Origin of the sequence: Litoribacterium kuwaitense (assembly GCF_011058155.1) — a bacterium.
GTDB classification, from domain to species: Bacteria; Bacillota; Bacilli; order Bacillales; family DSM-28697; genus Litoribacterium; species Litoribacterium kuwaitense.
In genome coordinates this window covers 48,516-62,943 of sequence record NZ_JAALFC010000021.1, presented here as the reverse complement: position 1 = coordinate 62,943, position 14,428 = coordinate 48,516, and the positions used below count along the sequence as shown (strand labels likewise).

The window sequence follows — 14,428 nt, the reverse complement described above, 5'->3', positions numbered from 1 at the left end:
AAAATAAAGGCTTGAGCTTAAGTGCGATGGTGAGCTCAATCACAGGTATTAAGCAAAATGGATTGATCGGCCGTCTGATTGATATCATCTTTATATTTATCTGTTTTGGCGGACTGAGTATCACATTAGGGCTTTCTGTACCGCTCGTTTCTCATATCATAAGTGTTGTTATCGGCGTTGAGCCTTCGTTTACGATGAACATTATCTTAATTGTTCTCATTTCAATCGTGTATTCTTTTAGCTCTTACATTGGCTTAAAAAAGGCATGGCCATGATTTCAAACTTAACCATTAAATTAGCCCTTGTCTTTTGTGTCGGAATCCTTTTACTCGGACCTGGACTATTTATTATTTCAAATAGCACGAACTCACTCGGATTGATGATGCAAAATTTTATTCAGATGAGCTTATTTACTGATCCTGTTGGACAATCTGGTTTTTCTGAAACTTGGACGATTTTTTATTGGCTCTATTGGATTACGTATGCCCCCTTTACAGGAATATTTATTGCAAAGGTCTCCAAAGGGCGAACACTGCGCTCGGTCATCGGCAATACGTTAATTAGTGGTAGCCTTGGCTGTTTCTTCTTTTTCGGTGTGATCTCAAGCCTTTCTATTGATCGACAGCTCAATGGGATGGTCGATGTCGTTGGTATGCTCGGTGCTGGAGATGATATGAATGCCATTGTTGAAGTGATGAATACTTTGCCATTGGGCAGCGTGTTTATGGTTCTATTTTCTGTCACTTCCTTGCTCTTTCTTGCCTCAACCCTTGATGGTGCGGCATTCACAATGGCTTCGACAGCAACACCGGGTCTAAAGGAAAATGAAGAGCCTCATCCATTGCACCGCCTCTTTTGGTGCGTCATGCTTGCCGTCGTACCACTCACAATGATTTTCATTGGCGCTGACCTTAATACGATTAAAACGAGTGCCATCATTACCGGTGTACCAGTCATTGTCATAATGATCATTATGATTTTCGGATGGCTCAAGTGGATGATTAAAGACTTCGGCGATACCCCTGCCGAAAAACAGGAAATGCGTGTGTATCAAAAGCAGGATCTGGATGTCGACACGGATAAGGTGTATGACAAATAACACTGTTTTCCGAACCATCCACAGCGGAAAATAACCACATGATCAAAAGGATAGATAAACAGGATGAATACCTGTCCTTATCTATCCTTTTTAAATACTTTCATTGTCGACAACGACGATTTGCTTTGATCGTTCTCTTTCTCGTAAAAAACATTTCTCAATCAAATGGATGCAAGCCTTCATACCATTTCTTCGAGCGCTTCCTTACCGAATTGCAGAGCCAAATTTTCATTACCGTCTGCCAACACTCACGACGCATACAAAATCGTCTGCGCCACACCGATAAAGTACTCCGATTCCGCAATGATATGGTTCATAACGACTTTGGCGGTTGGATTGATCCGAATCGGTTCGCTTTGCTCTAGCAATTGGCGGCAAAACCGAATAAACTGTTCACTTTGTTTCAAGCAAAAAGAGATCAGCTGCATGATGTCTTGATAAAGTGCCGGTGAGACTTGTCCTTTAGAACGATTGACCGTTTCAATAAAACGAACTGTTCGTTGATGTGTTTTCGCAAATGCTTTTTCCCATTCTTCTAAGGCTTCAACATAAGGCTCTTCAAGATCAGTGACCAATTCTCGAATGACGACCGTATGCTCTTCTTCTTGATGCTTCCAAAACTCTGCTTCATCTAATACACGCAGTGGCATTTGATTTCCATAATAATATTGCACGTCTATTCCCCCATCCGCTTTTACTTACCTATATTCAAAACGGTGGAAGCATAGACCATGCCATTCTCATGTCGCGTAAATATGACTGGCGTACAGACATTAATTTCTAGAGGCGTTAAACGACTCAAACACGAAACCATGCTCATCATAACGCACGGTGGATTGGTGTGTTAAAACGATGCCTTCAGCGGTCAGCGTGGCTTTTACCTCAATGCCAACGACACCTTCCTCGACCTTCGTTACATTGACTTCATGCTGATCATAATAGTCTGCAAGTCTTTGAATATCAACACCCTGCTTGATATACATAGCATGTTCTTTTTTGTATCCACGGTGAAAATAATCAGCGATGACATCCTCTGTGAATAATGGGCTCAGATGGGCAAAGATTGCTTGCTTTTCCTGCTCCGCCTTATCCTCCCCAGACGTGGGCGAGGCGGCAAAGATCGATTTCAGCAGCCAGTCCCCTGCTTCCTCTAAGTAAGCAGTAATCTCTTCATCACTGGCGTCCTCAAAACGAATGTCTTCTGAAGGCGCTGGCAAGTCTTGCTGTAACTTTTCTTCGAGAGTCGTGGCTTCATAAGGGCCTTCATTTTGATGAATAATGACATTGCGATGATCTTCATCCCATTCCACCTCTGTATCAAAAGCTTCGCTCACCCATCTTACAGGGACCATGACCCGGCCATCGATAATCTGCGGGGTGACATCTGGTGTCACTTCTTTTCCGTCAACTATTAGCCCAATGTTTGCATTCGAAGAAACGACGGACACCGTAGTGATCGTGAGGATGAACACACTGAACGCGGACGCGGCAAGCACTGGCTTTTTTTTCAGCAGGTTCTTCATTTTTCATCAACCTCCTATCTACTATGGAACTGTAATTGACATCCACTCAAGTCACCTTTAATCACAATTCATATTTCATTTTTTCAAACATTTAATAAAGAGTTAGCCGCCTCAAGCAATAGATAAACATTTACTTCTTCGACGAATAAACGCTTTCAGATACGATAAAAAGGGATTGGACTTAAGTCTACTAAACGATTTTGTTATTTCCACTGTCTACTTGACGGGGCTTAGTTCAAGACATGCGGGTGATGAGATAGAGCGTATATAATGGACAGATACATCGATGATAGATTCTATATCAATTGATAGAACAAGTTTTTATTGTTACTATTTTTAAAAAAGGATGATGTCAGTGATGAAGATGAAAGAATTTTCACTTATACGCTTCATACTCGTTCTTGTGCTCATCTTAGGGACAGCGACGGTCTTTGCTACAAACGCCATGTCTTCTGAGGACAATGGACCGAACCTCTATGCAAACGAATCGAATTTAGCCGTAGAAACCCCCTCAAATGGCACATATTTTAACCACTACGAGAACATTCAGCCTGGCGAATATAACAATTTTGGCGGCTATGCGCTTAAATCAGGAGATCGGGTCGAGGTCGATTATCATTTTACTGGTGGAGACTTGGAAGTGCGGATGCTGGAATATTCCGATCAAAGGTTTGATGACAAACCCGTCTTGGACCAACACGATGTCATTACCATTCCTGAGGATGGCTCGTATTATTTCCTCATTCATAATAGAGCAGAAAGTCCCAGCAATGATATTAAGATGGAAGCAACCATCCTCGACTAAACCGCTCTAGTTGGTCTTTTTTTTGGATTGCCAACAAGTTTTTTCCAAGCCTCGTATACACTCTTGTTCAGATGGCGTTCAGCACTTCTCAAACCATTCAGCGCCATTTGAGAATGTTTGTCATAGCGTTCAAGAGCGAGTCAAGCAACGACAGAGACGACGGTTGTTAACAAGCTGAACCTGACACCTATCCATTCAGTGTCAGGTTCCTTTTTCTGTTAAGCCTTTACATTTCTAAGTTCATGGCGGATCGGGTCATTTTGTTCAGTGAGCCAGTGAAGCAGCTGATCTTCAAGCGCTTTGGCTGTTTCCTCACTTGTAGCATCACTGATTTCCACTGGCTGTAATTGATACGGGTCGTTTTTTAGATCATGTAAAAGGCGAACGGTCGGCTCGCCTGGCACATAGCCGCGATGAACTGCGTACAGGTGGTTCTTCGTCCGGACGGCACGCCAGCCGTACGCTAAATGGTCCAACTGCGCCTTCTCAAACTTCTCTATCGCTGGCACTCTGCCTGGATAAGCACATAAAAACACCGCCTCTTGCTCGTCATCCTCCCCCTTCAACACTGGCGTTAAGTCAATGCCTTCGACCGTGTCAGGAACATGTAGCCCTGCCATCTGAAGCAACGTCGGCATAATGTCGACCGTATTTAAAAGGGCGTCAGTCGTCTGTGGAACAACCTGACCTGGCCAGCGAATCGCAAACGGAACGCCAATCGACTCCTCATACCAGACGTGCTTCGTCATCAGTCCATGCGAGCCCATCAATTCCCCATGATCGGCAGTCAACACGACAATCGTATCTTCCTCTAATTGCTCTTCTTTCAATGCTGCCAAAATCCGTCCGAAGTTTTCATCAATCCCGGTCACAGCCGCAAAATAGTTCTTCCGCTTTTCAGCTAATTCCTCAAGTCCACCTCGTATTTCCTCTCCTGTATGCACTTTAAAAGTATCTGCATTCACATTCTCTCTAAAGGGTTCGTTTAAATTTTCATACATTTCCTTATACTTCTCTGGGACTTGCTCATAAGGCGTGTGCGGTGGATTCCATGACACGAACAACGCAAACGGTTCCTCTGGATTTCTTCGCTTAATAAAATCAAGCGCCACATCGGTCTCGTGCTCGACTGACCACTGGTTGACTTTCATTTTTTCAGGTGTATCCTGCCAATAATGGGGAGATAAATGTTGGTCCCAAGCGCCGTAAGAATACCAAAAGTCAAAGCCGTGTCGCTTTGGTCCCGGTGGCGTAAACGCATCCCATCCATCCGCTCCTGATTCAGGCGATTCAGACAAATTCTTCTCTGATAAATCTAAGTGCCATTTTCCGATATATCCTGTTTGATAGCCAGCATCTTTTAATACGTCACTCATACAGCATTCCTCTGCTGCAGCATGACTTCAAGGCCTTCTTTACAGTTTGTATAAACCCCTGTGCTTAAAGGATATTTTCCTGTCAGAAGCGATGCCCGATGCGGTGAACAGATCGGTGCGCATGTAACGGCGTCAGTAAATACAGTGCTGTCTGCGGCGAATTGGTCGATATTCGGCGTCATGACAGGATCTTCGTTGGCGTATCCAACGGCTTGCCTTCGCCACTGATCGGCAAATAAATAGATGATGTTTGGTCGTTTCGCCATCTTTTCCTCTCCTCTAATTATCAGATTCGTGAATAACGACGTTTGATAAACGTTTGTAGCCGTTCCCTCCAATGTCTTTTCCTTTCCAAACGAAGATGCGGAGTGTTCCGCCGATGACTTCATTTGGCAATGTTAATGATAAGTCATACGATTTGGAGTCGCCTTTTTTCAATTGAATGTCTTTGTTCACCTGTTTTTGCAACTGTCCTTTCCAATCGTAGTAAGCAAAAGTCAATGTCGCTGGCTGTGCATTCTTTTCACTCGTGACGGAAATGTCAGCTGTCATCGCCTCGCCTGCTTGCCATTGTCCTCCTCCGACTTCAGATGAAACAGTAAAAAGACTGGCATGCTTCGTTGCATTTGCATCAGTGCTCAGCGTGACCGCAACGGACGAACCCTTGGCATCGCTTACATCAACTTGCAAACGGACGAAAGGCTTCGTCTGCACGACCTCGACGCGTTCATCGGCCGCAATGACGTCGAACACCTTTTCGGAAATCTCTAACTCAATGAAGCCATCGTTGTTCATCGTCGGATCAGCAACCGCCAGCTCAATGGTGTTTGGCGTTTTCTTCATGGTGACCGAAGCTTGATCGTACGCCGTCAGCGAGCCAACGGTTTGCTTTTCATCATTCCAAAAGTTCGCCCCAACGACGCCAAGCTCTTGATCACGAACCGCTTGGACGGCAGAATCATTGCGCAACACTTCTATATCAGGATTCGCTGCATAGTCGGCAACTTCCTGCTCCGACCGGTTTGGTAATAAAACGTAAGCATACTGATCATCACTTGGCTTCACGTCGTGATCGATCCACATCGTCGCATACGACCGGGTGAGCAAATCACCGGGCTGTGTATAATTAATATCCTGCCATGCACCTTCGCGCTGCTCCTTCTTCAAGTGTAGCTGCACACCTTCCGGAAAGTAATAGCCGATGTTCCCACCGTCGTCAGCACCTGCCAAAAACGCGTATGAAACGTTGTCTTGCACAGTTTCAAAAGCGGTTCCTGCCTGCACCTCACCGTTCACACTTAAATGATTAGAGCCGTCTCGTTTGATCTGCCTATTTTCTACAATCGTTTCAACATTCCGCTCCTCGTCACTCGTAATCCCTGCGCCCAAGGCGACAATTTCATCGTCAAACATAAACCATGACTTTTTCGCCGTCAGCGAGCTTTCCCATCCGCTGTATTCCATCCCTGCTGTGCCAAACATATCGGCTAACGTCGATCCGCCAGCCCAAGCGTGCGGTGAGCGGTGTTCACCACTTCCATCACTCCGTGCCATCGTATCAACTGTCGTACCAGGCATGCGATATGGATCGATCGTTGGCCAAAACCCGTCACTATATTGACTTTGACCACCATTGTACAAGTACGTCATTCCTGCACTCGTGTACCAGCCTTTTCGGTTTTCGTCATTCATATCTTCGTAGTTTTGCGTCCGATCAGAGTACATGCTAATCCCAAACGTATAGCCTGGCTTCCGCGTCACGACACGGTCCATATTGGCAAAGGTGAAGTGTCCAAGTAACTCCCCCCGCGGCGTAATCGAATCGTCTTCAAGCAAATCGGTTGTCAAAACGATGTCATTAAAACGAGAAGTATGCTGCAAGTATGCCGCTTCGCCGCTCTGTTGAATCCAATACTTTGCCATTTGCTCATATGTGGTTGCATAAGGCTCAGGCGCAAATGTCGACATGCGTAAAATGGTACGAGTCACAGAGTAGCCTGCCTGCTGGTCTTGAAGAGAGCTGCGGGAAATCGCTCTCCCCCTCACCATATCCATCAGTGAACCTTTATATATTAACGGTTCAAAGCTTTCGGTCATCCATTTGTACACATGAGCGACTTCCGGGTCGACCACTTCCCAATCTGAGTCACTAAACAATTGCAGCAGTCCTTCTAACCCTTCAATTAACACAAGTCCATACGATCCGGTATAAGGAATGTCTTCATGCTGAATAAACGATCCGTCTTCGTAAAAGCCGTTTCCGACATCGACGTACTCAAACACTTGACTTAACGCATCCCGTGAAGCTGCAAGCTTATCCGCGTCTTTCACAAGCAGCCCACGAATGGCAACAACCTTACTCGTGTCAATACGATTGGCGCCGTATGCTTCACGATAACGGTCTGGCGTCGTCGCGCCTGATTTCGTCGGGTCAGGCTGAAAATGATCAACAGCTGTTAAATAACGATGAACCGCCTCCTCCTCCAAGTACGGGTACAAAAGTGAGACGAGGTCATTTAACGATTTTGGCGCCCCAATTTCCCAATGCCACCAGTTGCCATATTGAGCAATGTGCTCGTTATACCGCTGTTCATACATCCAGTTAAGACCAGAGATTAAATCGGTCAGTAGCTCTGGATCGTGGTATAAAGACGAACGCTCAGTCACAAACATTTCCGCCATTCTGTGCAAGTTACGGTAGCTTTCCGTAATGTCTTTCGGATTCGTCGTGCTTGATAAATCAAGCCACAAATAGTCACGGACGTCATTGCGGTTCATCGTTTGCCACAACGTTTCCGCGTTTTCTGTTTTATTTGTCAGGATGTCGACCATCCGTGGATGATTTGGATCAAAAGCGTCACGCCCTAATAAACGCTCATTCCATTTCTCGCGTAATGCATCAAAGCGATCTGGCTCATAGGCAGCCACTTGGATGTCCCTTTCCGCCTGCACGCGCCCATCTTCTGCCATCACGCTAATCGTTGTCTCACCAGAAGCTACTGCCGTCACAACCCCACCTGAAACAGAAGCTATATCCGGGTGGCTTGAACGCCAAACAAGTTCCTCTGTCGCCTCAGCCGGTGTCACCGTTGGTTCAAGGAGCCGATGCTGTCCTTCTCTCATCGTTAACAGCTCGGTTGGCAACGTAATGGAGTCAATCGGAGTGAGTTCATCATTCGGGTCTTCTTCCACAGTTACGACGACATCATCGGAAAGACTGCCCTGTTGTGAAATGACTGAAATGATTGCTGTTCCTTGTTTTCTCGCTGTCACAACCCCATTGTCAACAGTAGCTACGTCTTCACTTGATGACACCCAAGACACCTCTTGATGGGTTGCGTTCTCCGGCGTGATGCTCCACTGTAAGGAAACTGTTTCTCCTGCCCTCACAGTCATATCTTCCTGAACAATCTCAACGGCTTCAAGCGGAATAATTTTCGTTAAATTCACCTCATCAAACCAGGCCGTTCCTGTTCCTTTTTCCAAAAAATTCTGAACCCTAATGCGATCGACATGCTCTGGTGGTGTTAAAACTTTTTCAATATACGTCCAGTCCTTTGTCCCGCTTACCTTTGCAGAATAAATCAGCTCCTGCTGCTCACCTCCGCTATAATACGTCGCTCTTAAACGAGCACCCTGAGTACTTGTGACGTCTTCCGTTTTGATCCAAGCACTGAATAAATACGTCGCACCGCCGCTGACGTCCACGTCTTGTGAAACAGCCGCTCTTCCTTCTTCAAGTGCTGATATTTCCAAGGCATGGCTTCCTGTATAAGCTTGTTCATCCGTCACAAAAACCGCAGGATCGCCCGTCGGCTTCCACACCATCCAGTCTTGCGGCACTTCTCCATCCCACTCTCCTGTCTGTGGCTCAACCTCTTCAAAACTGTTGTTCATCACACGGATGTCTTCTTCTGCACTTGCATGCCCCGCATTGCTGACCGATACGACAGACCAAAGCAATAAAACAGACAAAGCAATAAACATCCAGTGTTTCTTCACAAAATTCCTCCCTTTATTGTTGAGGTGGCAAAGGCAAAATGAACACTCGGTTAACCTTTCACGCCTGTACTGGCAACGCCTTCAACAAACTGGTCTTGTGCAAAGAAATAAACGAGAATGGTTGGAATAACAGCTGATACAGCCGCCGCCATTAACAAGGCATATTCCGTATTGTATTCAGTAATAAAAAACTGCATGCCAAGCTGAATGGTATATAAATGATCAGACGTCAGATAGATCAAAGGACCGAGAAAATCATTCCATGCATGCATAAATGAAAAAATGACAAGCGTCGCAATCGCCGGCTTTGACAACGGCATCATAATGCGCCAGTAAATGCCAAATTCGCTCAACCCGTCAATTCTTGCCGCTTCCAGTAACTCATCAGGGATCGAAAGAAAAAACTGCCGAAACAAAAACACGCCAAACGGATTAAACGCTCCGAGCAAAATCAACGACCAGTGCGAATCGACGAGCCCTAATTCCTTCATGAGCATAAACTGCGGAATCATCATGACCTGGTAAGGAATCATCATCGTCGCAATATATAAGAAAAACAGCTTATCCCGCTCGGGAAACTTTACCTTGGCAAAGGCATAACCGGCGAGCGAACTCGTGATCACTAATAATACCGTTGCGGACACCGCAATTTTAATCGTATTTAAATAATATAAGTGAAAGGGAATTGTCGTCCACACATCGACGTAGTTGCTCCATTGAAAATTCTCCGGAATCCATTGAATTGGAAAGCCGAAGATGTCTGCCTCCGGTTTAAATGAAGATGAAACCATCCAAAGAAACGGCAGCACCATCAATATAGATATGACAGTGATCACGACATAGCGAAGCATGATTTGCGGTTTAAATTTTGGGGTCTTCTTCACTTGAACGGCCACCTGCTCTGTTTTCATAGCCATCGTGAACTCACTCCTTCTCGAACTTGCTGAAAGGCGTTGCTCTGATTGTCGTCAATCGTTCCATCGTTTCTGCCCTTTAAATTGGATGAACGTAAAGATCAAAATGATTAAAAACAACACGTACGCCATCGCAGAGGCGTAGCCATATTCAAACTGTTTAAACGCTGTGTTGTAAATATCGTACACGAGCACTTGCGTCGAACGCCCCGGACCACCATCGGTTAAAACGAAGATAAAATCAAACACTTTAAAGGAATTGATCACACCGATGATCATCGTGAAGAAAATGACTTGGGACATCATCGGAATCGTGACGTGGAAAAACGTCGCCAAAGGGCCCGCCCCATCAATCTCTGCCGCTTCATATAAATCTTTCGGTATATTTTGCAAGCCGGCTAAATAAATGACCATATAATAACCAATCGAGTGCCAAATATAGACGATGGATACCGAAATTAAAGCCCACTCAGGAGATGTCAGCCAACCAGGTGGATTGTCGATGCCTATGCTCGTTAAAAAGCCGTTGATCGGCCCCATCGTCGGGTTAAACACGAGCTGCCAAACCGCTGCCACAGCAACAGTTGCCGTCACGTAAGGAAGAAAAATCGCCGTGCGAAATACTTTTAAAAAGCGAATGCCGCGATTCAAGGCGACAGCAGCAACGAGCGACAAAAATAGCGTCATCGGCACTGAAATAAAGAGAAACAAAATGCTGTTGAATAATGAAATTTTAAAATTTTCATCGTTCAGAAGACCAATATAATTATCAATGCCGACAAACTCAATATCACCGAAACCATTCCATGACGTAAAGCTCATTAAAAATGAAGCAATCACGGGAAGGAAGATAAATACGAGAAATCCTAAAATATTTGGTAATAGGAAGGCATAAGCAGTAAGACGATTTCTTTTTGTAAAATTGGACGTTGTCTTTTTCAAGAGGCTCGCCTCCTTACAATAATGTTGAAAAGCCTATGATCTTCTTTAAATAGCAGTCTCTGGAAAGACCCAGAGACTGCCGTCCGAGCGAAATGAATCATGCTCTACCCTACTCCTCGGATTTACTCGCCCATTCACTTTGTACACGTTCTTCAATGTTTTTAATGGCTTCGTCAGCCGTTTGCTCACCAAGCAGTGCCAGTTCACCTTCCTGCTTGTAGATTTGCTGGACGACAATGTTCTTCACCCCTGGGAGCATAGGATATTCTGGATATTCTTTCGTCTCTAAGAAATAATGAAGATTTTCCGGCTTCTGCGACCCGTCTCCAAGGTAGGCTTCTTTCACATCATCATCGATATACCCAGTAATATATCCGTCTTCCGCAAACATTTCCGCACCTTCCTTACCGGTAAAAAATTGTAACGCTGTAAACGCTGCGTCCTGATGCTCAGAGTTTTTATTCATCATTAACCCTACTGGAAGGGCGAGCGACGTGTTTGGCTCAACGTTTTCCGGATGTGGAATTGGCACAACATCCCAATCGAACGCAATGTCGCCATCCGCTTCAGCTTGTCGAAGCTGCGCCACGTGCCAGTCACCAATGATACTCAGCGCTGTCGTTCCTTTTTGAAAAGCAGCATTATAGTGTGCCCCTGTCGAAATTTGTTCAGCCCACGACATGATCGATTCATCTTGTTCTAATTGAATGCGGTTTTCTAAAGCTTGCTTAAACGGCGACAAGTCTTTATCAATAATGGACGCGCCTTGTTGAACAGCCGACATATACCACGTTTGCGGCCATTGCTGTAAATAAGCACCGTAAATTTTATCCTCACCCTCGCCACTCGTCATTTGCTTGGCGAGCTCACGAAATTCACTCCAAGTCATATCGTCACTCGGGTAATCGACCCCTTTTTCATCAAATAAATCCTTATTGTAGTACATCATCCAGTTCGATTTGCGGTAAGGGAGCCCTAATACTTCATCATCCATTTTCATGGCTTCATACATATTGCCGAATCCAGAACATCGATGCCGCTCTCCTTGATGTACTCATCCAACGGCGCTAAAATCCCCGTGTCTACCATCGTATCAATTTGACCGGCAAATAAATCGTAGCCGATGCCGCTGGACAGCTGCATCCGAATTTTTTCGTAATACTGCTTTTGAGGAAACGACTCAAACTCGATATTAATATTCGGATATTCCTTCTTGAACTGTTCATACGCCTTCGCAAATGTCGGTTCATCCGCTGGGAAGACGGCGACTTTTAAATTGACTTCAGTTTGTTCTTCCTCTGTCGTTGCTTCACTCTCTGAACTGTTGCACCCGCTTAAAAGACCGATCAGCAGAAATAACGCTACAACATAAACGATGGATATTTTCTTTGCCATCATTTATCCCCCCCTATTTTTCAGAATAGCAATAATATATACTGTATTGTAAGGGTTTTCACAAAACGGCATAAGTGTAAACTTTTATACCCCCTTTTTTACATCTCACGAGAACAGGTGATGCCGATGACCTTCGTTTATATTTTGTTTGTGTTTCTGCTCATTCTTTTCATTTACAAAAGCAACAATACAAGCTCAGTTATTTTTTTATACGGTATTTTTATTAGTGCCGTCATTTCTTATCTTTCCTTTGTTTTATATTTGAGCAAATTTAATCTCTATTACGGAACAATCAATGAGCTTTTCAATCTTAGTCCTGGGACACGGACGTATCTCGTTCTGCAAAATTTTGATCCGAATACACTTATTCGGCTGTTGAATGTAGGGAACATCTTATTTTATTTGTTCATTTTTTTATTTTCCTTGTCCTTTTGTATGAATCAATGGCTGAAAAACAAAAAAACACGCCGCCTGCTTTATATCGTTATTCCCCTTTCGGTAGCGCAATTTTTATTTTTTGATCCGGCGATAAACCTCTTTATACAGGACGCTGCCTTTTCATACCGCCGGATGGACACATATTTGGCGATGATCCATAAGGGTGAAATCTTTTTCAAAGTGGTGAACTTACTTTACGTGGTGACGGGTATTTTTTTATTGGTCCGGCAGGTTGTCCTGCACTACCATATCCGGTTTTTACGGAACCATACCCTCTTTACTATATTTAGCTTGCTTCCCCTGATGTTCATCTATTTTTTAATGTTTTACTGGGCACCAGACAATTTAGTGAAAAGCACTTTTATTCCTGACTTTATCAACTACCAGCAACCGGATTTGACTGTCCTTGAATTGCGACTTTATCCGATGATTACGACGGCCGCGCTCCTATTCATGTTTTACAATGCGTACAAATATAATATGATCAAACGTTCCAATAAGGAATTTCACGTGCTGACTCATCGGAATATTGACACCGCCTCTTTAGGTGTACGTACGTTTACCCACTCCATCAAAAATCATCTGCTTGCCATTCATTCCGAAGCCGAGTTTCTGCAAGAGCGGCTTAAGAATGATGCTGAAGCCATGTACAGCCTGAAGCTCATTACACATTCATGTCTTGAGTCGTCCCGAAGTCTTGAAACGGCTTTAGAAAAATTATCTGGCTTTCATCCATCAATGGCTGTCACGCCATTAAACGCGCCTGTGTTAAAAGCTTGTCACCGCTTTAAGCATTCAGCTGTCAACATGGAGACAGCTTTTAGCAGCAACAAACTACAAGCACATATTGACGAAGACCTCCTTGAGGAAACGATCTATAACCTCATTAAAAATGCTGAAGAAGCGGTCGATGCCGAACGAGGAGAAATTACCGTTACGACGAAGCGCATCCATCAATGGGGCGTTATCTCCATCACAGATAATGGTTCTGGCATTTCAAATGAAGCAAAAAAGCGGCTGTTTACACCGTTCTATTCTACTAAATCCTCAGTCACCAACTGGGGTATTGGGTTATCCTACTGCTATAAAGTCATTAAGCTGCATGGCGGAACGATTGAGTTTCATAGTAAATATGGTGAGGGTGCTCAATTTAACATCTTTATCCCGCTCTTATCAACGTAACAAATAAGATTAAGGGGGTTGTAAGCGTGAAGCAGCTAAAAATACTGGTTGTCGATGACATGGAAGCGCACCGGAGACGTCTGTGTCGCATCATTCGTGACGTTCCTCGTTTCACCTTGATTGGCACTGCGCAAAATGCTACGGAAGCTGTCAGCTATGCGAAGAAAAAGCAGCCGGATATTATCTTAATGGACATCGAAATGGAAGACGCGTCGGCAGGCATTAGAGCATCCGCAGAAATTAACCAAATCGCACCGAACGCAAAGATTATTATTTTGACAATTCATATAGACAATCAATCCATTTTTTCTGCCTACCAAACAAATATCTCTGACTATGTCGTCAAATCTGCCGCGAAAGAAGAGGTCATCGAGGCCATTGACCAAGCCGCCCAAAACACGTCATCGATCCGACCTTACATTGCCAATAAATTAAAAGAGGAATTTGCCAGAGTTAAACATTTTGAAGAGAATTTCACACACATTTTTAACGTCATCGCGACGCTGACACCTTCAGAAATTGAAATCCTAAAATCCCTCTGCCAAGGTCGCAATCGAAAACAAATTGCTGCCGAACGCTCTGTTGAACTGGAAACAATTAAAAAGCAAATCTCAAGTATTTTAAAGAAATTCCATAAACGAAACACACGTGAAGTGCTGCAGTTTATCGATGAGCACGATGTTATGACGATGATTGCTAAAATTTCGTATGATTAAAGGATCGAAATAACCATAAAAAATCCCCCAACCAAA

The 14,428-nt window shown here is 44.3% G+C and carries 12 protein-coding genes and 1 pseudogene; 4 read left to right on the top strand and 9 right to left on the bottom strand.

Going from position 1 to position 14,428, the window contains the following annotated elements; all coding sequences use genetic code 11:
• The first annotated feature begins 26 nt into the window (after nucleotides 1-26).
• A pseudogene (locus G4V62_RS11640) lies at nucleotides 27-1,099 on the top strand (BCCT family transporter).
• Nucleotides 1,100-1,347: 248 nt separating this feature from the next.
• Here the strand turns inward: G4V62_RS11640 and G4V62_RS11635 are convergent.
• Both G4V62_RS11635 and G4V62_RS11630 read right to left on the bottom strand, forming a co-directional pair.
• Nucleotides 1,348-1,773: a DUF2935 domain-containing protein gene (locus G4V62_RS11635; protein WP_165202385.1), complete on the bottom strand. Its 426-nt coding sequence runs from the start codon at nucleotides 1,771-1,773 to the stop codon at nucleotides 1,348-1,350.
• A 99-nt stretch (nucleotides 1,774-1,872) separates the two neighbouring features.
• Nucleotides 1,873-2,622 (bottom strand): copper amine oxidase N-terminal domain-containing protein, encoded by a 750-nt coding sequence (locus G4V62_RS11630; RefSeq protein ID WP_165202383.1) that lies wholly within the window; start codon nucleotides 2,620-2,622, stop codon nucleotides 1,873-1,875.
• A 358-nt stretch (nucleotides 2,623-2,980) separates the two neighbouring features.
• Here G4V62_RS11630 and G4V62_RS11625 point away from each other — a divergent pair, with 358 nt between their 5' ends.
• Nucleotides 2,981-3,427, top strand: a complete 447-nt coding sequence (locus tag G4V62_RS11625; RefSeq protein ID WP_165202381.1) for a hypothetical protein — start codon at nucleotides 2,981-2,983, stop codon at nucleotides 3,425-3,427.
• Nucleotides 3,428-3,645: 218 nt separating this feature from the next.
• On the opposite strand, the gene G4V62_RS11620 is transcribed toward G4V62_RS11625, so the two are convergent.
• From G4V62_RS11620 to G4V62_RS20330, 7 genes are all read right to left on the bottom strand, one after another.
• Nucleotides 3,646-4,803 carry a sulfatase family protein gene (locus tag G4V62_RS11620; protein WP_281358967.1) on the bottom strand — a complete coding sequence of 386 codons (1,158 nt, stop codon included), beginning with the start codon at nucleotides 4,801-4,803 and terminating at the stop codon, nucleotides 3,646-3,648.
• A complete protein-coding gene (locus tag G4V62_RS20335; protein WP_281358966.1) occupies nucleotides 4,800-5,069 on the bottom strand; it encodes a sulfatase-like hydrolase/transferase in 270 nt (89 codons plus the stop codon). The genes G4V62_RS11620 and G4V62_RS20335 overlap by 4 nt, the downstream gene beginning before the upstream one ends.
• Before the next feature lie 13 nt (nucleotides 5,070-5,082).
• Nucleotides 5,083-8,805: a polysaccharide lyase family 8 super-sandwich domain-containing protein gene (locus G4V62_RS11615; RefSeq protein WP_165202379.1), complete on the bottom strand. Its 3,723-nt coding sequence runs from the start codon at nucleotides 8,803-8,805 to the stop codon at nucleotides 5,083-5,085.
• Nucleotides 8,806-8,855: 50 nt separating this feature from the next.
• Nucleotides 8,856-9,722: a carbohydrate ABC transporter permease gene (locus tag G4V62_RS11610; protein ID WP_212508752.1), complete on the bottom strand. Its 867-nt coding sequence runs from the start codon at nucleotides 9,720-9,722 to the stop codon at nucleotides 8,856-8,858.
• 51 nt (nucleotides 9,723-9,773) lie between these two features.
• The gene (locus tag G4V62_RS11605) at nucleotides 9,774-10,661 is read right to left on the bottom strand and encodes a carbohydrate ABC transporter permease (RefSeq protein ID WP_165202377.1); all 888 of its coding nucleotides are present in this window, start codon (nucleotides 10,659-10,661) and stop codon (nucleotides 9,774-9,776) included.
• A gap of 109 nt (nucleotides 10,662-10,770) precedes the next feature.
• The gene (locus G4V62_RS11600; protein WP_281358964.1) at nucleotides 10,771-11,673 is read right to left on the bottom strand and encodes an extracellular solute-binding protein; all 903 of its coding nucleotides are present in this window, start codon (nucleotides 11,671-11,673) and stop codon (nucleotides 10,771-10,773) included.
• Nucleotides 11,658-12,056, bottom strand: a complete 399-nt coding sequence (locus G4V62_RS20330; RefSeq protein ID WP_281358963.1) for an extracellular solute-binding protein — start codon at nucleotides 12,054-12,056, stop codon at nucleotides 11,658-11,660. Before G4V62_RS20330 ends, G4V62_RS11600 begins: the two co-directional genes overlap by 16 nt.
• A gap of 126 nt (nucleotides 12,057-12,182) precedes the next feature.
• Here G4V62_RS20330 and G4V62_RS11595 point away from each other — a divergent pair, with 126 nt between their 5' ends.
• The gene (locus G4V62_RS11595) at nucleotides 12,183-13,676 is read left to right on the top strand and encodes a sensor histidine kinase (protein WP_165202375.1); all 1,494 of its coding nucleotides are present in this window, start codon (nucleotides 12,183-12,185) and stop codon (nucleotides 13,674-13,676) included.
• A gap of 26 nt (nucleotides 13,677-13,702) precedes the next feature.
• Nucleotides 13,703-14,392: a response regulator transcription factor gene (locus tag G4V62_RS11590; protein ID WP_165202373.1), complete on the top strand. Its 690-nt coding sequence runs from the start codon at nucleotides 13,703-13,705 to the stop codon at nucleotides 14,390-14,392.
• Nucleotides 14,393-14,428: the final 36 nt, after the last annotated feature.

Coding starts and splice junctions, on each gene's coding strand:
- G4V62_RS11630 (WP_165202383.1), bottom strand. CDS start 2,622: ATGAAGAACCTGCTGAAAAAAAAGCCAGTGCTTGCCGCGTCCGCGTTC.
- G4V62_RS11625 (WP_165202381.1), top strand. CDS start 2,981: ATGAAGATGAAAGAATTTTCACTTATACGCTTCATACTCGTTCTTGTG.
- G4V62_RS11620 (WP_281358967.1), bottom strand. CDS start 4,803: ATGAGTGACGTATTAAAAGATGCTGGCTATCAAACAGGATATATCGGA.
- G4V62_RS20335 (WP_281358966.1), bottom strand. CDS start 5,069: ATGGCGAAACGACCAAACATCATCTATTTATTTGCCGATCAGTGGCGA.
- G4V62_RS11610 (WP_212508752.1), bottom strand. CDS start 9,722: ATGGCTATGAAAACAGAGCAGGTGGCCGTTCAAGTGAAGAAGACCCCA.
- G4V62_RS11600 (WP_281358964.1), bottom strand. CDS start 11,673: ATGTATGAAGCCATGAAAATGGATGATGAAGTATTAGGGCTCCCTTAC.
- G4V62_RS20330 (WP_281358963.1), bottom strand. CDS start 12,056: ATGGCAAAGAAAATATCCATCGTTTATGTTGTAGCGTTATTTCTGCTG.
- G4V62_RS11595 (WP_165202375.1), top strand. CDS start 12,183: ATGACCTTCGTTTATATTTTGTTTGTGTTTCTGCTCATTCTTTTCATT.